Annotated in this window: 30 protein-coding genes; 25 read left to right on the forward strand and 5 right to left on the reverse strand. The window is 42.3% G+C overall.

Annotated features, from left to right (window positions below; genetic code table 11):
- Window positions 1-168 precede the first annotated feature (168 nt).
- The 24 genes from AC27HD_RS02980 (at window position 169) to AC27HD_RS03095 (ending at window position 14,471) form a co-directional block, all read left to right on the forward strand.
- Window positions 169-774 carry a hypothetical protein gene (locus AC27HD_RS02980; RefSeq protein WP_487103667.1) on the forward strand — a complete coding sequence of 202 codons (606 nt, stop codon included), beginning with the start codon at window positions 169-171 and terminating at the stop codon, window positions 772-774.
- A gap of 1,108 nt (window positions 775-1,882) precedes the next feature.
- Window positions 1,883-2,128, forward strand: coding sequence for a hypothetical protein (locus tag AC27HD_RS02985; RefSeq protein ID WP_487103669.1), 246 nt, complete (start codon window positions 1,883-1,885; stop codon window positions 2,126-2,128).
- 103 nt (window positions 2,129-2,231) lie between these two features.
- A complete protein-coding gene (locus tag AC27HD_RS02990) occupies window positions 2,232-2,516 on the forward strand; it encodes a hypothetical protein (RefSeq protein WP_487103671.1) in 285 nt (94 codons plus the stop codon).
- A gap of 161 nt (window positions 2,517-2,677) precedes the next feature.
- Complete coding sequence (locus AC27HD_RS02995; RefSeq protein ID WP_487103673.1) at window positions 2,678-3,478, forward strand: alpha/beta hydrolase; 801 nt, start codon at window positions 2,678-2,680, stop codon at window positions 3,476-3,478.
- Window positions 3,479-3,677: 199 nt separating this feature from the next.
- Window positions 3,678-3,971 carry a hypothetical protein gene (locus AC27HD_RS03000; RefSeq protein WP_487103675.1) on the forward strand — a complete coding sequence of 98 codons (294 nt, stop codon included), beginning with the start codon at window positions 3,678-3,680 and terminating at the stop codon, window positions 3,969-3,971.
- A gap of 263 nt (window positions 3,972-4,234) precedes the next feature.
- On the forward strand, window positions 4,235-4,549 hold the full coding sequence (locus AC27HD_RS03005; protein WP_032095861.1) for a hypothetical protein: 315 nt from the start codon (window positions 4,235-4,237) through the stop codon (window positions 4,547-4,549).
- A 32-nt stretch (window positions 4,550-4,581) separates the two neighbouring features.
- The gene (locus AC27HD_RS03010; RefSeq protein WP_487103677.1) at window positions 4,582-5,061 is read left to right on the forward strand and encodes a hypothetical protein; all 480 of its coding nucleotides are present in this window, start codon (window positions 4,582-4,584) and stop codon (window positions 5,059-5,061) included.
- A 105-nt stretch (window positions 5,062-5,166) separates the two neighbouring features.
- Window positions 5,167-5,424 carry a hypothetical protein gene (locus AC27HD_RS03015; protein WP_487103679.1) on the forward strand — a complete coding sequence of 86 codons (258 nt, stop codon included), beginning with the start codon at window positions 5,167-5,169 and terminating at the stop codon, window positions 5,422-5,424.
- 101 nt (window positions 5,425-5,525) lie between these two features.
- Window positions 5,526-5,951, forward strand: a complete 426-nt coding sequence (locus AC27HD_RS03020) for a hypothetical protein (protein ID WP_487103681.1) — start codon at window positions 5,526-5,528, stop codon at window positions 5,949-5,951.
- 1 nt (window position 5,952) lies between these two features.
- Complete coding sequence (locus AC27HD_RS03025; RefSeq protein WP_487103683.1) at window positions 5,953-6,282, forward strand: hypothetical protein; 330 nt, start codon at window positions 5,953-5,955, stop codon at window positions 6,280-6,282.
- A 187-nt stretch (window positions 6,283-6,469) separates the two neighbouring features.
- Entirely contained in the window at window positions 6,470-6,673 is a 204-nt protein-coding gene (locus tag AC27HD_RS03030; protein WP_487103685.1) for a hypothetical protein, read from the forward strand.
- Window positions 6,674-6,730: 57 nt separating this feature from the next.
- The gene (locus AC27HD_RS03035) at window positions 6,731-7,327 is read left to right on the forward strand and encodes a DUF6624 domain-containing protein (RefSeq protein WP_487103687.1); all 597 of its coding nucleotides are present in this window, start codon (window positions 6,731-6,733) and stop codon (window positions 7,325-7,327) included.
- A 108-nt stretch (window positions 7,328-7,435) separates the two neighbouring features.
- The gene (locus AC27HD_RS03040; protein WP_487103689.1) at window positions 7,436-7,645 is read left to right on the forward strand and encodes a hypothetical protein; all 210 of its coding nucleotides are present in this window, start codon (window positions 7,436-7,438) and stop codon (window positions 7,643-7,645) included.
- A gap of 145 nt (window positions 7,646-7,790) precedes the next feature.
- The gene (locus tag AC27HD_RS03045; RefSeq protein WP_487103691.1) at window positions 7,791-7,988 is read left to right on the forward strand and encodes a hypothetical protein; all 198 of its coding nucleotides are present in this window, start codon (window positions 7,791-7,793) and stop codon (window positions 7,986-7,988) included.
- Between the two features lie 55 nt (window positions 7,989-8,043).
- Complete coding sequence (locus AC27HD_RS03050) at window positions 8,044-8,469, forward strand: GNAT family N-acetyltransferase (RefSeq protein ID WP_487103693.1); 426 nt, start codon at window positions 8,044-8,046, stop codon at window positions 8,467-8,469.
- Between the two features lie 384 nt (window positions 8,470-8,853).
- Window positions 8,854-9,312 carry a hypothetical protein gene (locus tag AC27HD_RS03055; protein WP_487103695.1) on the forward strand — a complete coding sequence of 153 codons (459 nt, stop codon included), beginning with the start codon at window positions 8,854-8,856 and terminating at the stop codon, window positions 9,310-9,312.
- A 24-nt stretch (window positions 9,313-9,336) separates the two neighbouring features.
- On the forward strand, window positions 9,337-9,585 hold the full coding sequence (locus AC27HD_RS03060; protein ID WP_487103696.1) for a hypothetical protein: 249 nt from the start codon (window positions 9,337-9,339) through the stop codon (window positions 9,583-9,585).
- A complete protein-coding gene (locus AC27HD_RS03065; RefSeq protein WP_487103698.1) occupies window positions 9,572-10,075 on the forward strand; it encodes a TFIIB-type zinc ribbon-containing protein in 504 nt (167 codons plus the stop codon). The genes AC27HD_RS03060 and AC27HD_RS03065 overlap by 14 nt, the downstream gene beginning before the upstream one ends.
- Window positions 10,076-10,326: 251 nt before the next feature.
- A complete protein-coding gene (locus tag AC27HD_RS03070; RefSeq protein ID WP_032095849.1) occupies window positions 10,327-10,578 on the forward strand; it encodes a superinfection immunity protein in 252 nt (83 codons plus the stop codon).
- Window positions 10,579-10,848: 270 nt separating this feature from the next.
- Window positions 10,849-11,217, forward strand: a complete 369-nt coding sequence (locus AC27HD_RS03075; RefSeq protein WP_487103700.1) for a DUF3703 domain-containing protein — start codon at window positions 10,849-10,851, stop codon at window positions 11,215-11,217.
- A gap of 185 nt (window positions 11,218-11,402) precedes the next feature.
- Window positions 11,403-11,984, forward strand: coding sequence for a helix-turn-helix domain-containing protein (locus AC27HD_RS03080; protein ID WP_487103702.1), 582 nt, complete (start codon window positions 11,403-11,405; stop codon window positions 11,982-11,984).
- 162 nt (window positions 11,985-12,146) lie between these two features.
- On the forward strand, window positions 12,147-12,821 hold the full coding sequence (locus AC27HD_RS03085) for a hypothetical protein (protein ID WP_487103704.1): 675 nt from the start codon (window positions 12,147-12,149) through the stop codon (window positions 12,819-12,821).
- Between the two features lie 61 nt (window positions 12,822-12,882).
- Window positions 12,883-13,212 (forward strand): DUF1801 domain-containing protein, encoded by a 330-nt coding sequence (locus AC27HD_RS03090; protein WP_269521140.1) that lies wholly within the window; start codon window positions 12,883-12,885, stop codon window positions 13,210-13,212.
- 89 nt (window positions 13,213-13,301) lie between these two features.
- Window positions 13,302-14,471 (forward strand): iron-containing alcohol dehydrogenase, encoded by a 1,170-nt coding sequence (locus AC27HD_RS03095; protein WP_487103706.1) that lies wholly within the window; start codon window positions 13,302-13,304, stop codon window positions 14,469-14,471.
- A gap of 43 nt (window positions 14,472-14,514) precedes the next feature.
- Here AC27HD_RS03095 and AC27HD_RS03100 read toward each other — a convergent pair whose 3' ends face one another.
- From AC27HD_RS03100 to AC27HD_RS03120, 5 genes are all read right to left on the reverse strand, one after another.
- Window positions 14,515-14,976, reverse strand: coding sequence for a YaiI/YqxD family protein (locus AC27HD_RS03100; RefSeq protein ID WP_487103708.1), 462 nt, complete (start codon window positions 14,974-14,976; stop codon window positions 14,515-14,517).
- A gap of 48 nt (window positions 14,977-15,024) precedes the next feature.
- On the reverse strand, window positions 15,025-15,786 hold the full coding sequence (locus AC27HD_RS03105) for an SDR family oxidoreductase (protein ID WP_487103710.1): 762 nt from the start codon (window positions 15,784-15,786) through the stop codon (window positions 15,025-15,027).
- Between the two features lie 52 nt (window positions 15,787-15,838).
- The gene (locus AC27HD_RS03110) at window positions 15,839-16,606 is read right to left on the reverse strand and encodes an SDR family NAD(P)-dependent oxidoreductase (protein WP_487103711.1); all 768 of its coding nucleotides are present in this window, start codon (window positions 16,604-16,606) and stop codon (window positions 15,839-15,841) included.
- Window positions 16,603-17,610, reverse strand: a complete 1,008-nt coding sequence (locus AC27HD_RS03115) for an NADP-dependent oxidoreductase (protein WP_487103714.1) — start codon at window positions 17,608-17,610, stop codon at window positions 16,603-16,605. The genes AC27HD_RS03110 and AC27HD_RS03115 overlap by 4 nt, the downstream gene beginning before the upstream one ends.
- Before the next feature lie 71 nt (window positions 17,611-17,681).
- Window positions 17,682-19,484, reverse strand: coding sequence for an acyl-CoA dehydrogenase (locus tag AC27HD_RS03120; RefSeq protein WP_487103716.1), 1,803 nt, complete (start codon window positions 19,482-19,484; stop codon window positions 17,682-17,684).
- A gap of 150 nt (window positions 19,485-19,634) precedes the next feature.
- Here AC27HD_RS03120 and AC27HD_RS03125 point away from each other — a divergent pair, with 150 nt between their 5' ends.
- On the forward strand, window positions 19,635-20,624 hold the full coding sequence (locus AC27HD_RS03125; RefSeq protein WP_487103718.1) for a GlxA family transcriptional regulator: 990 nt from the start codon (window positions 19,635-19,637) through the stop codon (window positions 20,622-20,624).
- Window positions 20,625-20,654: the final 30 nt, after the last annotated feature.

Below are 20,654 nucleotides of genomic sequence, written 5' to 3' on the forward strand. Positions count from 1 at the left end.
ATAAACGTGGTAATCTTTCTAAAAAAGAATATGGTTATATTGTGGCACATATAGATTTGGGGCTGGCTGTTTTAAATGAGTGCATCTAACAAACGACAATGGCGTCAACCATCAATTTAAACACACTACTTTCGCAGGGGCACATACACGCGGGGCGACTGCTCCATTATGCCCCACCTGTCTTCTCCCGTTATTGGAAAGTTAGAACTACAAAAAATGAAACAGAGAAGACTTATAAAATCACAGATCATTCAGGCATGGAATGAATGTATCGATGAAGACTACTGCAATCAGCGAATAAATTCTGAGCGAAGTTTGCAGGCATCTTTTTGGGCGCATCTCAATAAACAGTTATCCAAAAATAGGCGTGTATTTATAGAACCGGCGATTTCGGTGAGAACAAAGCAAGGTCTAAAAAGAGTTATGCCTGATATCGTTGTGTGTAACTCAAAGGAAGTTATCTCCGTCATTGAGTTAAAATACTTGCCTCGCGCACAACCAAAATATAAAAAAGACATTGAAACCCTCTCTTTAATAGCTCAGAACCGCCAACAAATTGCTATTGCAAATGATCGTTTCAGGGGCGCTAAAAAAGATGCTAATAAGTACGAGCTATCAAAAAATATTCTGTTTGTCTGGGCTGGAGTTCATGCAAAGGAGAAGGCTACTGGTGAACTGTATTCTCTAGGTTGCGAACAGCTTGAAGGGTGTTATTTACAGCTACATGCGATTACTGAAAGTAATTCAAAACCAGAGGTTTATCTGAGAAAATGAAAAACCAGTGCGAATATCAGTTCTAACAATTGGGGTTGTCGCCAAAAAGCGGGCAACTCTCCCAATACGTTATGAATCCAAAGGAACTCGATGAAACTTGAAAAACTAGGAACTGTTAATTTACTCTGGTTTCTTGTTTCGCTTTTTCTAGTCTTTTGGCTGGGTCATCAATTACTAGGTGCAATGGAAACTCAGGAAATACAAAGTCTGCGCAGCACCGACATAGTTTCCTTTGCTAACAGCCCCATATGGTTTGTCCTTGTATGCCTAGTTAAGTTTATAGCTTGGCTTTTAAGCTTCGGTGTAGCCGTGTTTTACATTAAACGCCGAGTTAAGGTCACATAACATAAAGATTATGGCTCTCGCTTCGCGTGATGAGGCCTTAGATGCAGGACTTATGGAAAAGGAAAATCAGATGCGGCTATTTTTTATTACATCTCTCATTGTACTTGTTTCGGGTTGCGCTCTTAATATGCCTTCGAATAAAAAGATAGTAGAACTGTCACACTCTCAGCTCGAATGCTCAAAAGAAGATGTGTCTGTTGTTCACAGGCGCAACACCCTCACAAGCCGTGACTGGGTGTTGTCATGTAACGACAAAAAATACTTTTGCGAAATGCATGCAAATAATTCAGTTAACTGTAGTTCCAAGTAATAACATGGTTTTGTGTGCTCGCACCTAATAAAAATCAAGTAACTCGCTTCTTTCTCCGGGGCGCAGGGCCACATCGCTACTATGCCCTACCCGTTATCGTCCTTGATTTGAAAGGTAGGGCATAAAGGTATATACGTGAGTTTTCAATAATTTGTGACCGATTACAGCAGCAAAAAGAGCAATGTAAGCCCAAGCCGGTCTTTCCAGAAGTTTGCGATATAGCATCTAACGCGCCGCTAGTGTGGGAGTTATATACAAAGTAAACTTCAACTGTTTTTATAAGGATAAAACAAGGACAACGTATACACCGAGGGCAATAAGTCGGCTTTAAATCCTGCAAAAGTGGCGTTAACGCTGTCACTTTATGACACCTTTGTGGCCGTTAGTTTTTATATCAATTTAAGCTACATCGTGAAACTGGAGAGGTTATCTCTTTCTATCCAAGAAAAGTATATGGCCGCACTTGTGGCTTCACTCGGTCTATCTTTATTGTTGTTACTCATCACCCAATTTTGGGCAGATTATCGCGGATTTAGAAATGCTATTCGGTCAGTATTTGGGGGCCCCGTCATAACTCTTCTTGGATGTGTGTCTATTATCTTTGCCAACCTTGAACAGGCTTTATCGCAAGCACGTAGCAAGGCGCTTCGCGTTTATGCCGCTAACACACTGCCCACTCGCTGTGCGTTTTACCCATAAGTAGATTATGAAGATTTATTGCTTAACTATCGGAATATCCTTACTAGTTGGTTCAGTTATTTTGCTGTTACATAGGATTCTATTTATATATCGGGCAAAAACAGTGAGTGCGGTTGTTGTAGAAAAAATTTTTCGTAACGCAAGTACCGAAACGCGTTCAAGTAAAGCAATGGTTTTGAAGCTCAACTTTGATCTTCCAACTTCTGGCGCAACAAGTTATGTTTGCGATACCAGCATACTTACCCCCTTCTTTGATATAAATGACAAGTTAAAGCTATCAATCTTGGGCAATAGGGTGTTAATAAAACACTGGTTCTATGTGATTTTGGCACCAACAGCGTTGTTAACTCTTGGCATTCTGTGCATTATTGTGTGGTATCAACTTTAGCGCTAGGTATAACAAAACATTAAAAGTTCTCGCGCTTCTCGCTGATACGCTAACACATGGACTGCGTCACTTCGTTCCTGATTTAAGCCCATGTGTTAGCCCCCCTTAGTGATGTGTTATATGCACTTTAAAAATTTCAGCCAGAAACGGAGTTTTAGATTTTGAGAATTGTTTTTTTAGTACTTACAGCCTTCTTTTCAATCGGAATTAATGCGTCGAATTTCGTAAGCATGAAAGTTCCCCAATCAACAAATATGGTAGAGACGCCAAATATAATTGTAGCGCTGCCGCCATCCTATAAGTCAGATACAACAAAAAAATATCCGGTTTTATTTGTTCTAGATGGAGTGGACAATGGTGAATTATTTAATGGAATGCTGCAAAGGCTACATTTATCTAAAGGCTCAAATGAGCACATTATTGTCGGCGTTACTAGCAGTAACCGTTTGAGAGATTTAGCGCCCACAGTCAACAGAGATCCAAGAGGGCCTCTTGGAGAAGGCGGTGGTGGTGATAAATTTTTGGACTTTTTAGAGATGGAGCTTATCCCAGAAATAAATACAAAGTACCGAACTAATGGCCACAATGTGATTGCAGGGCATTCAATTGCGGGGCTTTTGGTTATTCATAGCTTCCAATCTCGTCCTAATTTATTTCAGGGGCATTTAGCATTCAGTCCTGCTGTTTGGTGGGGAGAACGAGAAACATCTCAAGCTACAAAAGAATATGTCACCACAGCCAAACATATTCAAAATTATCTTTATATGGCTATAGGTAGTGAAAGTGGCGAGATGCGACAAGTTTATGACTCCCTAGCTCAAACAATTTTAAGAAATCGTAATATTGATTTTAATGTGCGATTTGATGAGTTTGAACATGAGGGTCATGATTTTACTATGGCGGCCGGACTCTATAATTCCCTTAAAGGATTATTTCAGCATCAACAAAAGCTCGGCATATAAAAAGCCGTTAAGTCTGGACGAAATTAAGTTGGCTTTTCGCTCCTTCTTCGCTAATTTTAGCCAACCAAGTTTGACCAATTAGTAAAGGCCACTGTGTGGCCGGCAACACACTCACTGGCTGTGCTCGTGCCTCGCATTTATATTTTTGCCGGTACTTCGGGGCGTTATGTGCACGGTTGTTTTCATTAGAGAGAAATAAATGGAAGAAATGGAAGAAATACAAGTTACATGGACATGGGCGATTAAAATTTGGTGGAGTTGGTGTTGGAGAGCGCTAGCTTGGACCATTCCTTCAGCTTTTCTGTTTGGTTTCTTGGGCGGTATAGTGATTGCAGTTATGGGCATTGATTCAAGTGGAATGATCGCTTGGTCTCAATTAGTAGGCATTTGCATAGGCACCTTTTTCGGCATATTTACACTCAAAACTGTTCTCAGTAAAAAGTTTAACGGGTACAGGTTGGCGATAATCAAAACAGCCACCGATAAAGAATAGTGCATCAGCAGGCCCAAAAGTGTTTATTACACAAGCAGCTTTTTGTGTATTGGCACTGTTCATTACTCATTTTTGGGTATTTGCTCTTAGTTTCTTTAGCAAGCCTATTGTTAAACGGGGTTTTAATATAGGCGTGCTTAATAAGTCACTAAAAGCTCTGGCTTTGTTCGCTGAGGCGCATACATGCGGGGCAGCTTGGCTACTATGCCCTACCCGTTATCGTCCTTTATTTAAAAGTTATTTACCAGTATAGGCAGTAAGCGATGAAACTGATTACCTATTTATTCTTAGGTACTGTTGCTTGTTACAGCTCGTTTGCAATATCAGACATGTATAAAGATGTTGCGAAAAACCACCAAGGTTTTGGGCTTAGCGAAGATAAAATAGGGAGTGCGAAGCTCCAGGGTGAATGCCTGGTGCAGCTCAAAGAGCTTACATTCAAAAGAAAAGATAAATTTGACCCTATATCAGAGTGGATAAACTATAGATCTGTTTCTCTGCTTGAACAATACTCGCCGTGTGAGGTACTCATAATGCTAGAAGTAGCTAATAAAAAGATTCGTGGAGCAAGCGAGTAAAATTTAAAGTTAAAATTTTTAAGGAAGAAAATATGAAGAAGTTTTTAGTAATTGTTTTCATAGGGTTATTAACTGGTTGCGCATCAATTAATTACTCGGATATTGAAAATAGCGCGGCGACAGTCAGCAACATAAAAGTTGTAGAACTTGGTGAGGTTGGAACTGATAAACATCAGCTCGATGTGAAATTCGATTACAGCATAACTAATTATCACGATACTTTTAAGCTATACACGTGCTCAGTTTTGTTTGCAAATTCTCAAGATGAATTGGTCACTACATCCAAAAAAAGAAATCCCTGCGATATAGACGCTAAAAATGGCTCGATATCAGTCAAGTGGGACACTCCTTTATCAACGAGTGCGGGCTATTCAAAACAAGCTCTGAGTAAGTTGGTTTTTCCTCTTAAATTTTATGTAGCGATACATCAAAAGAAATCCAAAAATACAAACCATATTATTGGTAAAAGCGACGCGCTTTTTTTAAGCCCAAAAAACATAACTACCCAATAGACTTACTCACCTCGTTCGATGGGTTGCATAAAGTGGGCTGTCTTGCATTACAGCCCTCTCCCCTGCGCCAGGGATTTGAGAGTAAACTGCCGAGAGGGATTTTAAATGGGATTTGAAATTTGGTACGCCGCGATTGGAATTGCAATTCTACTCAATACAGTTGTTTCTATATTTCTTGGCCGTCGTGATGATTTAGAAACCTTTCAGAAAAGTGCTCAGATATTTTTTGTTTGGCTAGTCCCGTTTTTCGGGGCTATTGGGTTATGGTTGTTAAACCGTAGTCAGGATACGCCAGTAAGAGCACACAAAAGTTTTGGAGGCGGCCCACAAGATAGCAGTGGCGGCGGTTCCTCGGGTGACTAGTTGTATATGACAATCACACTAACGCTCGCTGCACTCGATATTATAGTTTAAGTTTTGTGTCCGCTAAGCGCCCGTAATTTGCTGTTAAAGGAATTTAACATATGTTAAGCAATGAAGCATCCATTCAAAAAAGCTTGTTAGTCTTTAGCCATTTATTCGTAGGCGCTTCTCTTATCGGGCTAGGAATAGTTCGAGATAATCTCGGTGCACAAGGGATATGGTTTATCCTTTTAGCGCTTGCTTTACATTTTAAGATGAAAGTAGCTTGGGTTGGAATGCTCGCTACAGCTGTGTTCAGCGCTCTCATATGCCTAAATCTAATTATTTCATTGCTCCCTCCATCTTTAAATGCTGGCTTGCACTTTAGCGCTAACAACAGCCAACTTTTTCAAATAGGCTCGATAACACACTTATCATTGGCTATTCTATGGGCTGCGTATTTTGCACTGCAGTTTTACTTTTTAAACCAGCCAAGCACTAAGGCTTATTTTATACACACAAAGCAACAGATAAACACAGGAAGTTAATATGAGTGTAAAAGCTCGCAAAATTTTGGAAGCTTTGGAATCGTCCGGTAAAGAGGGTCGAGGAATAATTACACTCTCCTTAGAAACTGGCTATAGCCAATCAGATCTACGAAGATTTTTTAAGAACAATAAACAGTTCTGCGTTCCATTAAACGGACAAACCAAATACAAGTTATGTCAATTCACAGAAGAACGAGGTTCAGTTGATGAGATGGTGGCGGAGATTGAACGGAAGAAAGTGGAGGCGCGAGTATCTAGGTCGTTTAGCTGCGGTTTGTTTGCTGGATTGTTTATAGCGAGTATTGATAGCTTTATTGGTCTGTTGTTCTGATTACAGCCCATAACGAGCGCATTGACTCGCAGAGCGGCTTAGCCATTATCACTCCTAATGAAAAGCCCGCTAGTTTTTACACCGTTGGAATCTTCTGGCAAATAAGGGCGAGTAGTCATTACATTTATTAAGCAAGCTGATATGGTGTTATCAACGTGGACATTTTTTGTATACATAAGGAAATAATATGACTAATAAAAGTAAAGTTGTTCTTATTCCAGCAATGATGAGCATTGCTTTCATGTTGTATTTTTGGATTTCGAATGTGAGAGAATCTCAAAGCATATTAGGTGCTAGCTCAGACATAGCAAGTGGCCTAGCACTTGGTCTTGGTATAGGGTTAGCCATAGCGTTACTATCAACGCTTAAAAAGCCAGCCTCTTCTAATTAGGTGCCACAGTTAGCCTAAAAAATTTTGATGGGTTTATCAGAAAAGAGATTTTCGACAATGCGTTTACTCGTTTTACTTTTTTTCATTCCATTTTTATCTTCTGCAGCAACAAACGAATCATTGCAATCTCAGCTTATTGAAATGGCAGAGTTGGATCAGTTGCTTCGCAACCAATTGGGAGAAGCCGGTTGGGATAAAGCTCCTAAAGAGCTTCGGGCCCATTTATCAAAGGTTGATAAAGACAATACGGAAGCACTCAAAGCAATCTTGAGCGACCGCCAGTGGTTTACAGAAAAAGAAGTCGGAAGAGACGGTATAAGCGCTGCATTTCTTATCATTCAGCACTCCCCTGATGAACAGTTTCAAGAAAGAATGCTTCCTATATTAAAAAATTCGTACTTAAATAACGAGGGAGTATCTGGGCAAGAAGTCGCGCTATTAACCGATCGAGTTTTAATCCACATGGACAAAGCGCAAATCTATGGCACGCAAGCAGAGATAAAAAACGGTGAAGTTACGTTTATGCCTATTTCTGACAAAGATTTAGTGGATAAAAGAAGGGCCGAAATGGGTATGCCACCGTTGGAGTATTATAAAAAGCTCTTAGAAAAAATGTATGCCATAAAAGACCATCCAGAAATAGACTTGAACTAGGGCGCTATCAACATTTCCATGTACTCGTGGAAAGTCTAACCCGGCTTAACACTTTGTATGGGTTCTTTATACAAAACAGGTAATTTTTAAAAAGAAGGATTTTTGATTATGAAACTAAGAACAAAACTTGGTCTTTCATTCAGCGTTTTGGGTTGTGCGGTCGGCGCTTACTTTGGGCTCTCCCCTGTTTTTGCAGAGTTACAGTCTGGAGCCCTATCTGGTCAAGAAGCTGGGTTAATATTCAGTTTTGTGGGCATATTCATAGGCACTACATTAGCAACGGCGAGTATTCTAGCTTCGAAAAAGCAAGCCGTATAATACCTATCAATGTTTTTGAGGCTCTCGTTAGCACGTTCCCTCGAATAGGGTGCGCTAGTATGCCACCCTCTTTAGACCTTATTCGAGCAAAGTTTTTTTGCCCCAACAAATGTGAAGTTTTATTTTTTTAAAGGGAAATTTGAACATGGATGCTACTTTTGGAAGTTTCGCAGGTCTTGTCTATATAGTGCTAGTCATGTTGTGGCTGCCTGTTCCCATCTTTATTTTTCTTATTTCTAAGCGTATAAAGGAAATGCGAGATATGGCCCGTGAATCGAACTTAGCGGTCAAAGAATTAAACGCAAATATAAAGTACCTTAAACGAACAGGTAATGAAGCGTAAATTCACTGCTGTGCCCTGCTTAACTGGCTTAGAAATTTGAGGACTAGAATACTTGATGACTATCTCATTTGTGCGCACTGCAGATTTAAAGCGAGCTGCTAGTATCACTTTTGACAACATGCGAGTTTATTACCAGCAATTCGCCCCAGAGTGGGACGTGTCGAAAGTATTTGAGGCGACATTAGAACTTGAAAACTATGACATCCTATTTCAGCAACAGGTTGTTGGCGTAATGCGATTGCAATTCAATGATGACTGTTGTGTTTTACGAGATTTACAGATTATTGAATCGGCAAAAAACAAAAGCATTGGCAGCGCATCGTTAAATGAGGCTAAAAGGCGCGCGTTAAATGCAAATTTAAACACCCTCACACTTAGGGTGTTTAAAAGTAGCCCAGCGGTTGCTCTTTATAAAAGAAATGGTTTTGTTATACAAAGTGAAGATGAACGCTTTTTCAATATGGTAGCGAAAATATCTTAGCAACACGCTATAGTGGCTTGTAGGTTTACCCTCTCCCTTGAATTGGGATATAAAAACAAGGATTGCAAAATGGGGTTTAAAGTTAACTTTTTTGCTAGGCCCATTGACTCTAATTACCGGCTTGCTTGGGAGTCATTTTTAATCGAATTCTCTTTGTTTGTAATCTGCACCGTGATGGCCATTTATGGTTGGAACAACGGTTCACTACTAATGGCAGTGCCAGCAGCGGTTGTGGCATTATCATGTTTTGGGCTGGTGATTTATTCACTCTTCAATTTTTTTGCAAATAGCCAAGCAAGCAAATAAAGTAGCACCGTGCGCTCATAAAATGGATACGCATTCAACAGCATTATAAATATGCTATGCACTTACAGGGAATTCATGATGAAAAACATTCTTTTACTACTCGTTTTTGTTCTAGCAGGCTGCACTTCCACAACGTTGCCACCCACAACTGCCACTTACCCCCTTACCGACTCAATGAAAATTATCGAAGCCGCTGCTAACGCTGCTCCCAGAAGTGTAGTTGGAGAGTATACGCTTCGAATAGTTGCAGCAGGCAGTCAAGGCCACTTTGTTTATCTTAATACAGAGGCCGATTATCGCGACCAGCGCGCCGTAACGGTAGCCCTGCCCCCACGAGTAATTGAGCAACTCACGGCTTATTATAAAATGCCTCCGCAAGAATTTTTTATCGGCAAAAAAATAGTGGTGAGAGGAAAAGCGAAACGAGTAAAAATAGCGTTTTTGTCAAAAGGTAAGCGCACAGATAAATACTATTACCAAACACACATAAGGGTAATGGATATAGCGCAGTTAAAAGTTGTAGATGAGCCCGTTTAATAAAAGAAAAATAATGGAAGTAGTATGTCTAATTTGAAAAAAACTGGAACCTGGTTACTGTTAGTTATTGCCGCGGTGGCGTTTATTGCTGCCGTGTTTGTACTTGGTTCCACACTCGGTAGTCTGTATGCCGCAGGCTCAATCGAACTATCATTTGCTCAGGTTGGTGTACTTTGCGGTGGGATTGTAGCCATATCAGTTTTAGTTCGCTGCATTAAACAGCTAAGAAATGATGCCGAATATACGGAAATATTGAGCAATGAAATGCCCTAGAACGCACACCACTTTAAAGAAAGTCAATGTAGGCAAAGTCCCCGTTTATTCCAGTGAAGCATGCGGCGGCGTGTTATTGGAAAATAATACCCTGAGTCACTTTGAAAACCCTCAAGATAAAAGAGGCAACGTTTTAGCTAAGCATTTAAGCCAATTTCATTTTGAGTTGATGCCGAAAAACAAGCGCATACGATGCCCTAAGTGCCCTGATACAGTGATGCTGCAGCGATTTTATAGCCCTTTGCATGTAGTGGAAATTGACGAATGTCCAGGTTGCGGTGCTATTTGGTTAGATACCGGCGAACTCGGAAAAATTCAGTCGCTAATGCTGAATGAAAAGGAACGTGCCTTGCTACGCAACGAGCTGATGAAGAAGCATGAACGAATAGAAATAAAAGGCATGCCTCACCAACACGATAATTGGAGTCGCCGCAGCGATAAAGTAGATGCTTTTTTTGATTTAGCATCCTATATATCGAATAGTTGGTAGGCTTTAATGGGACGCGCGTGATTAAAGGACACTAAATGCTGACTAGTTTACTTAAACGCTTTACTTCACAAGCAACGCTTTATTAGAAACGACACATATTTGCCTACGAACTCCTAATCAACGTCCATAGCTCAATAAATAATTCTTTATTCTGTGTAATAAATTCTACAGCTTAAAGACTACTTAGTTTGAAAGCTGAATATCACAGCTAAATAAATCAACTTTGAGCTAACTTTAAGGACAGAAAAAGAATGGAATATATCAACACAGTTTTGGAAAGCGGCAACTACGCATTTATAGGGTTTGTAATTCTCGGCGTGATCGTATTGTGGTTTCTCCCAGCTATGCTAGCCCTTATTTTTAATAGAAAACACTTTAAATATATAGTGCTAGCATGCATTCCTGCCGGCTTTTCTGTTATTGCATGGGTAGGTGTTTTAATTTGGGCAACTACAGGAAAAGTGTTTTCCAAACATGCCCATCAAATAAAAAATGAAGCTTAGGCAGTACTGAAAAAGAGGTGGTGATGTCGACATGTGCGAAACTAAAATGTTGCGGCAATTGAGCTCGGCTTTATGCTATGTATAAGGCCTATTTCATTTTATTTACATTCACCAAAATATAACTCAGTATATAAATTACCTAATCATCGTATTGGTTTAAAGCGTGTCGTGGCAGCCACTTAGCTTTGCATTTTAGCCAGTGTAAAAAGCGAATATGCCCCAATTCACCTTAGTAACCAATTAGTTTCACGCTACTAACAGGATGAACGTATGCTGAGTCAATTCTCTAAAAATATAGCTGATAGGGTACAGGCTGAGATAGCTATGGCCGCCACACAGGAAGCGAACGGCGATGTTGCCGCCTCTTTTCGTCATCTTGAAACAGCGCATGTACTAGGACAGGAATCTACATGGTGGCATGTGAAAGCTCATACTCTCATGTTTGGCTGGGCGTTTCGGCAGAAAGATGTAAAAGAGTGTTTAGGGCAAGTTTTTCGCATTATTGGAGCTGCAACCAAAACAGCTATAGGTTTAGTGCCCGCAGGAAATACCGGTGGCTCAAACATTAGCCCATTTAAAACGCTACCAATTAAAGCAGAGATTCAGCACGCTATTTTAAAAGCCAAGGGGCAGGTTTAATTTGGCCATCGATAACTTTCTTGATATTGCCTCTTCTGGTGAAGAGCCTAGGTAAGAAGCGTATTAAAGCTTGCTATATATAGCGGTGGCGGCTTTCTGGCATTTCGTGGCGGGTAATTGACGTAGTAAATATCACTAAACCCTAGATACTAGATTCCTCTTTTAAACCTTTAGGGGAAACAAAAATGGAAACGGAATTAATGGTAAATTCGACGTTAATTAAACAATTACGAAAAAAGGCAGGATGGTCACAAGAGCAGCTTGCCGTAGCATCTGGCCTAAGCCTGAGAACGATTCAACGAGTCGAGTCTGAAGGTAAGGCGTCGGTGGAAACAAAAAAATGTTTATCTGCTACCTTACAAATTTCAATGCAAGAATTGGAGCTGTCATCTACTCATTCGCCAGCAAAGAGTAAAAAGTTTAATCGCGTATTTTTACTTTTGATTGCTGCCTCAACGGGTATTTCTCTTACGGGCTATTTTTTTGATGTATCGAACCCAATAACCTTCGTCGCTAACTTACTTACTGTATTTGGTATTGTTTACTGTGTATTTAACTGGTTTTTCGATGCGGGTTTACCCATCGAGACCACTGCAAAGTCACAGTTTAGGGCGAGCTTCATTTACGTTTCAGTGTTCTCTATTTTTGCAGTGCTAGGAAATTTTGGTGAAGCAATGATTTTACCTATGCTGATAACCCTCTCAGTATTTAGTTCTGTTATCTTTTTAGTGAGCAAAAGCCCTCAGCTGTTTAGGAAAAAAACCTAAAATTAAATAAAGGGGAAACCTAAACCATTGATAATAATACTTTTATCAATGATAAATAAAAAGTATTTCGACCGATAGCAAATTATAACTTTGATATTTTTACTTAAGCTTCCGCGGTGGTCATTGTTGGAGCGTTGTAGCTTGACTGGAGCTTCAAACAGAATGTTAAAAAGGACGTTTTCATTTGTAAGCATCGCTTTTATTTATTTTATTATTACTGTTTTAATTCATGAAGCTGGCCATGCATTCATTGGTCAGGTTTATGGATTAGGAACGGCTAGTATTCACGTATGGCCTGGTATAGAAGTGCCGCTAGATATAAGCGCATGGTCATTCTCTTCTTATTGGCCTGAACATGCCTTAGCGTATGTAACTTTCATACCGGAAACTACCAGCCTTGTAGTCGAATATCCCGAAAACCCGCATTATATAAGCGTAAACCCGCAGCTTAGAATAATGTTAGAACACCCAAACAATAACAATTACTTGCCACCAATAGTTGGCGTCATGGGGAGTGGCATCACATTCGCTGTTTCGCTGCTCTGTACTCTTTTCCTGTGGTTTTGTAAGCCAATAGGTATTGTTCGCACTTTTTCTGTATTTGGCGCGTTCTTATTTTACGACATACTTAGTTATACAATATTTCCCGTTTTCTTTGGTCTGCAACATCTTATCTTTATAGGAGGGAATTATGCAGAGCCAATTTTTTTTCTTGCCGAAATGGGTATCCCCTCTTCTGTCTCAATATCTATGGTTTGCGTTTTGTGTATTCTTCAGATGATTGCACTTGGCTACATATCTAAAAGTGAAGGACTGATTTACACTGATAATAGGTAAGCCGCATACGATGAATAGCTTTTGTGCGCCTAACCGCAATATCAACTAAACGAGTAATTCAATGGAAAACAATAGCGCGTTAGATCTAGTTTCACTTGCCAATGAACTTGAAGCTTTTATTCAAGTTTGCGTACCGGATAGTAAAACAGTCAATAAATACGGCGGCACCCTATTTACCTTGAAGCCAGATGAAAAAGAGGGTCAGTTTTGCGGTGTTTTCATTTATTCGGCCCATGTACAGCTGTCATTCAGTCATGGCCCTCAACTGGTAGATGAACGCAATATGTTATGTGGCACTGGAAAATATAGGCGACATATTAATTTTAAACGTGTAGATGAAATTGACTACCCCTACATTGAATCGCTTTTATGCCAGGCATCCGCATTTTAAGGTCAATACCAAAGTCGTAAGTGTGCTGCAACACAATGTTATGATACTGTTAACAGTATATTAAATATAACATTTTTGAGTGAGCACACATGACTGTAGATATACATTTGCCAAGCATTATGAAAGTGGGTGGAGGCGCTATTTCACAGCTACAGGATATGCTTGCTACCTTGGGTGTAAAACGGCCGTGTATTATTGCCGACCCAATTATGGTGACCCTAGGCAAAGTGGAAAATATAACATCATCGCTTTCAGATTATGCCAACGACATCCATGTTTTTAGTGATGTAAAGCCCGAGCCCGACGATAGGTCTATCGATGGTGCGGTAGCCCTAGTTAAACAGCAGCAGTGTGATGGCTTAATTGCACTTGGTGGTGGTAGCGCAATTGATAGTGCCAAGGCTATTGCACTTTTGGCAACCCACGGCGGGCACATGAGAGACTACAAAGTACCCCGTGTAGTTTCAGAGCAAAGTATTCCAATTGTCGCCATTCCAACCACAGCAGGTACAGGGTCTGAGTGTACGCGAGTAACGGTGATCAGCGACTCACAATCTGCGGAAAAAATGCTGTGTATGGGCCCGGGGTTAATGCCCAAGGCGGCCATTCTTGACTATGAACTTACGCTGTCAGTACCTTATCGGGTGGCGGCAGATACGGGGTTAGATGCCCTTACTCACGCAATTGAAGCTTATGTGAGTAGAAAATCCAACCCGTTTAGCGATCAACAGGCCATTGCCGCTATGCGATTGATAGCCCCACACCTTATTGCCGCATGCAAAAACCCAGATGATATTAAAGCCAAAGAGGCCATGATGCTGGGCGCAAGCTTGGCTGGCTTAGCATTCTCAAACGCGTCAGTTGCATTGGTGCATGGTATGAGCAGGCCGCTTGGCGTGCATTTTCATGTACCCCACGGCATGAGTAACGCAATGCTTCTGCCTCTGGTTACAGCGTATTCGCTTTCGGGAAGTCCATCTAAGTATGCTGAGGTTGCTCATCATTTAGGCTTAACTGGAGAGCCAGGTAGTACTGGTACTCACGAAGATGCGCATGAAAAGCTCATCGACTTTTTGCACCATTTAAATCGTGAGCTTGACGTACCTACCATGTCTTCATTTGGCATCGAAAAAGCGCCCTACGACAACATAATCGAATTGATGGCGTCACAAGCACTGGCTTCCGGCTCACCGGCTAATAATCCCAAAGTGCCTGAGCCTGAAGAATTAGAGCAGCTTTACCGCGATGCGTATGCCTAGCACGTGTCGATAGCAACAATAGTTGTAACAGCAGGCAGTGAGGTTAGTTTTTTGCTGCCCTAATTCCCTGCATAAGCAGTCTATCTAGTGCGTTGGCGAAATTTTGCTTATCGCGTTGAGAAAACGCTTTTGGCCCGCCCGTGTGCTCACCGCTAGAACGCATGGTATCCATGAAATCGCGCATTGTCAGCGCAGCCCGTATTGATGATTTATCAAATTCATCACCGCGGGTATTCACTGCACTGGCGCCTTTAGCCAGTATGTCCGCTGCCAGTGGAATATCGTTGGTAATCGCTAAATCACCCGGTTCAATTTTTTCTACAATATAGTCATCTGCCGCATCAAAACCCGAGGGAACTACTGTGAGTGTGATGTGCTTGTCGGGTGGAACTGACATTGAGTGGTTGGCAACTAAAGATAAAGGCAGCCCAGTGCGTCGGGCTGCCTTAAATAAGATTTCTTTAATTGCACCGGGACACGCGTCTGCGTCTACCCATATATGCATTGTGTCACCTTAAAACGCTTTTTAAGCGCTTATACGTTGTTTATATCCTTACGCAAGCATACCACCATCAACCACCACTGTCGTGCCTGTGGTGTAGCTAGACGCATCAGAAACAAGGTATAACACGGTGCCAGCCATTTCGTCAGGATCGGCGACTCTGCCAAGCGGGATCACTTTAAGCGCGTGCTTTAAAATTTGATCGTTAGAAGTCAGCGCAGAAGCAAACTTAGTATCGGTTAACCCTGGTAATAATGCATTTACGCGAATATTTAAGCTGCCGCATTCTTTCGCGAATGATTTAGTCATGCTTATCACCGCTGCTTTGGTAATAGAGTAGATACCTTGCATGTCACCTGGGGTTACACCATTTACCGAGGCCGTATTTAATATTACGCCACCGCCCTGCTCTTTCATCATTTTGCCCGCTTCAATAGACATGAAGAAGTAACCGCGAATGTTGACGTCTACGGTTTTGTTGTAAGCGCCAAGGTCGGTGTCTAGAATATGGCCGAAGTACGGGTTTGCCGCAGCATTATTCACCAAAATATCGAGCTTTCCGAAGTCTTGCTTAATAGTAGCAAATGTTTCAGTAATTTGCTCCATTTCGCCCACATGACAGGCCAATGCTGTTGCTTTACCGCCAGCATCGCGAATAGATGAAGCTACCGCTTCGCAGCCGTCTATTTTGCGGCTTGAAACAATAACGTGAGCGCCATACTGAGCGAGCAAACGTGCAATAGACTCACCAATACCACGGCTTGCGCCAGTTACTAGCGCTACTTTTCCAGTTAAATCGAATAAATCTTTCATTGTTATAATCCTTATTCAGTGTTCTTTGCTGTATTTATTTCTGTGTTGCCTTTTAAGCTAACATACCGCCATCAAGTACTACTGATTGGCCTGTCATAAACGACGATTCATCGCTACATAACCACGCAATAGCATTGGCAATTTCTTCTGGTTTACCCAAGCGCTTCATTGGATTAGCGCCCACTAAGCCTTTTTGACCGCGTTCGTCTAGTTTAGACAGTACGCCTTGAACCATAGGAGTATCGACAAAGCTTGGGCATACTGCATTAATGCGAATGTTAGCTCGGGCATACTCTACAGCTGCCGACTTGGTAAGACCGATAACACCGTGTTTCGACGCGCTATAGGCACTGATCATAGGTGCAGAGCGAAGGCCAGCAACAGAGGCTATGTTAATAATATGGCCGCCGCCGGTTGCAGTCATATGCTTAAGGGCATTTTTCATGCAATACCAGACGCCCGCGAGGTTAACCTGAATGTTTTTCATAAACATGGCATCGTCTACCTCGGTGAGAGGCGCAGGAAAGTGATCGATACCGGCATTGTTAATCACCACGTCTACTTTTTCGTGCTGTGAATACGCCGTTTCAAACATGGCTTTAACTTGCTCAGGGTCGGTGACGTCTACCGCAACTGCGTAGGCTTTACCGCCAGCTTGGCATAGCGCTTCAGCAAGGGCTTTGGCATTGTCTAGATTTAAATCTGCTACCCCAACCAGTGCCCCTCGCTCACACAGCACTTTAGCAGATGCCGCGCCAATTCCCGAGCCGCCGCCTGTAATAACAATATGCTTACCTTGTACATTTGCCGCTACGTTCATTCGCTGTGCTCCACTTTTAATACCAGCTTTCCAAAGTTCTCGCCCTTAAACAGCATCATTAGCGTTTCAGGGAAGTTTTCTAACCCTACTTCAATATGCTCTTTCGCTTTCAGCTTTCCTTCACCAATCCAGGTTGCCATGTCTTTTGCTGCTATTGGGTATTCTTTTACGTTATCGAATACCACAATACCTTCCATGCGCGCTCTGTTGACAAGCAGAGACAAGTAATTAGAAGGGCCTTTCACTGGCGTAGTATTGTTGTACTGACTAATAGCGCCGCAAATCACAATTCGAGCTTTAATATTGATGCGAGTAAGCACGACATCGAGAATGTCGCCACCCACGTTGTCAAAATAAACGTCAATCCCCTTAGGACATGCTGCTTTTAATGCTTTGGGTAAATCATCATTTTTATAATCAACAGCAGCGTCGAACCCTAATTCATTGATTAGGTAATCGCATTTGTCTTTGCCGCCTGCAATACCAACAACTCGACAACCTTTTATTTTGGCTATTTGACCAACCACAGTGCCCACGGCACCGGCAGCGCCTGAAACGACTACCGTTTCTCCTGCTTCAGGAAGCCCAGTTTTCAATAAACCAAAATAGGCTGTCATGCCCGGCATTCCCAGTACGCCAAGGTAGCGTTCCAGTGGCGCTAAATTAGGGTCTACCTTATGAACGCCCTCATCGCTTACTACCGCGTACTCTTGCACACCAAAGTGTCCGTATACATGATCGCCAACGGCAAAATGTGGAGACTGTGAATCTATGACTTCCCCCACAGTGCCCGCACGCATGACGTCGCCAAGCTGAACAGGTTCAATATAGCTTTTTCCATCGTTCATCCAACCACGCATTGCGGGGTCTAGCGAAATGTACTTAATTTTTACCGCTATCTGGCCTTTTTCTAAGGCAGGTAGAGTTACTGTTGCGAGTTGCCAATTCTCAAGTGTTGGCTCTCCAACTGGACGTTTTGCCAGTTGCCATTGCTTATATTCCATTCTCAATTCCTTGTTAGCTGCATTGCCTGCATTTGCGGCCCTTATCAAAAAGGGCCGACATAGCCACGCACTTAAAAATAGGCTGCTTTTACGCTATCGCACGTTGTGTCTTGAGACGATAATACTTCGATGTCTCTTTGCACTAGCGGTAATTCCCAACTTAAAAAGTATTCCGCAGCGGCAAGCTTGCCTTCATAAAAATCTACGTCTTGGCCTTTGGCACCTTGAGTTAACGCCTGCTCTGCCACATTGGCCTGGCGCAACCATATCCAGCTAACTACACAACTAGAAAACACATTAAGGAAACAGCTTGCGTTAGTGAGTAGTATCGACTGTTTGTCTGAACGTAAGTCGCCAGCCGCTTGTTGGATTAACTCGCCTAGCTTATCGAGATAAGGCTTAAGTTTTTTAGCAATGGCCTGAGCACGGGGTGTTTCCGCTCGCTTCATATCAGCGGTAACGCGAGCAAGAAGCACTTGAAGGCCTTTACCGTCGTGTTGCCATAGCTTTCTGCCAAGCAGGTCAAGAGCCTGAATGCCGTTGGTTCCCTCATGAATAGGGTTTAAACGGTTATCACGCCAGCACTGCTCTACTGGATATTCGCGGGTGTACCCTGCTCCACCCAATACTTGTATGGCCAAGTCATTGGCTTTCGGGCCGAATTCTGACGGCCAAGCTTTAAATACAGGAGTCAGCAAATCGAGTAGTTGAGAAAGCTCGGTACGCTTGGCTTCATCTTGTTCTGTTTCTAGCTCGTCTATCAGCATACTTCCGTATAAGCAAAGAGACATACCGCCTTCGCAATACGACTTTTGCGCTAGCAACATACGGCGAACATCACCATGATTAATGATTGGCGTTGGATCATCCTCAGGCGCCAAATTGGGAGCAGAACGGCCTTGGGTTCTGTCTTTTGCATAATCGAGAGAGTAACGATATCCGCGATAGCCAATCATGGCAGCACCATAACCAACCCCAATTCGCGCTTCGTTCATCATCATGAACATATAGCGCAAGCCTTGATGAGGTTCGCCAATTAGATAGCCGTGACAATCATCGTTATCACCAAAAGTAAGCGCCGTAGAGGTAGTACCGCGATAACCCATTTTATGGATTAGGCCAGCGAGTGACACATCGTTTCGATCGCTTGGGTTGCCTTCTGCGTCTAATCGGAACTTAGGCACAGCAATAAGCGATATGCCTTTAACGCCAGCAGGGCCACCAGGAATTTTTGCCAGAACAAGGTGAACAATATTGTCTGAAAGTTCGTGCTCACCGCCTGAAATATAAATTTTACTGCCTTTTACCCGATAGCTACCGTCTTGTTGAGGCTTCGCTGTGGTGCGAATGTCTGCAAGTGCAGAGCCTGCATGTGGCTCTGTCAACGCCATCGTGCCGGTAAAATCACCGGTGAGCATTTTCGGTAAAAACGCATTTTTGATCTCGTCTGAGGCAAAGTGCTTAATTACGTTCGCAGCTGCCGCAGTTAAGAAGGGGTACGACGTGGTTGATGGGTTTGCCGCAAGGAAATAGCCAGCACACGCATTCATTACGGTTACAGGTAGCTGCATACCGCCGTCTTCATAATCAAAATGTCCGGCAATAAAGCCCGATTCTCGGTAGGTATCAAAGGCCACTTTGACATCGTCAATCATGGTTACCTTTTTACCGTCAAACGTAGGCTCGTTTTTATCTGCAATGGCATTATGAGGAAGGAAAAGCTCTTCAGCCATTTTTTCTGCCATATCGACAACGGCATTAAATGTCTCTACGTTATGATCTTCAAATCGTGTTTTTGAGCAAAGCGCTTCTGTGTCTAGCACTTCATATAACTGGAATTGCATTTCTCTGCGGGGAATAATTTGATCGGCCATGTTCGTCTCCACGAATAATTGTTAACGCATTGTGTCATATTCGTTATCGTGCCATTATTGTCATTAATGACACAATAATGGTCAAAACAGCCATCAATCACTTAAACTAATTAAATATCATAAGTCGCATTATCTTCATGAATGAGTTGTATGAATAACGCCCCGTTTACCGTCACCGTTTTTGGTTTTAATCACGCCCTCGCCTCGGCGATTACCGGGGCACTTGATGTATTCGCCTTTGCGGGAATTAGTTGGCAGCGAATTCACAATCTGCCCACCTCACAGAAGTTCAAAGTTCAGCTTGCTAGCGCTCATGGACTGCCTTTTCATTGTTCAAATCAGCTTACTCTCACTCCAAATATTGCCATTGAAGATGTAAGTCATACCGATATATTGCTTATCCCCACTATAGGCGGCGATATTGACGCTGTGCTCACTGAGAATCAGTCACAGCTGGTGCATATTAAACGCTTACACAAAGTAGGCGCTGATATAGCGGCAAACTGCACTGGCACCTTCTTATTAGCAGAGACTGGCTTGTTAGACGAGAAAGTAGCAACCACCCATTGGGGCTATGCCGATAAGTTTACACAGCGATATCACAACGTAGATTTACAACCTGAGAAAATGGTGACGGAGCAGGATAATATTTATTGTGCGGGTGGCGGTATGGCGTGGATAGATTTAGCTATTTTGCTTATAGAGCGTTACTGCGGCCATCAGATTGCCAGTGACACCGCAAAATCCCACGTGCTCGATTTCTCTAGAACCAATCAAACCGCTTATGCAAGCAGTCGGCAACGCCGTTTTCATACTGATGAAGATATTATGGCGGTACAGTCATTCATAGAAGAACACCTCGCTGAAAGTATTACTGTAAGTGCGTTGGCAACTACCCATAACATGACCGAGCGCACATTAACTAGGCGTTTCAAGCTTGCCTGCGGCACAACGCCTGGGCAGTATCTTCAATCGTTGAGAATAGAGCAGGCTCGAAAGCTATTAGAAACCACCGCAATTTCTTTGGAGAAGATTATTAATGCCGTGGGTTACGAAGATTTAAGCTCTTTTACCCGTTTATTTAAAAAAATAACGGGCCTTTCACCATCCCAGTACAGAGCGAAGTTCAAGCGTAATTAGCCGATATAATCATTTCGACTGATATTCAAA

This window comes from Alteromonas sp. 4NS20-0143, from assembly GCF_057542855.1.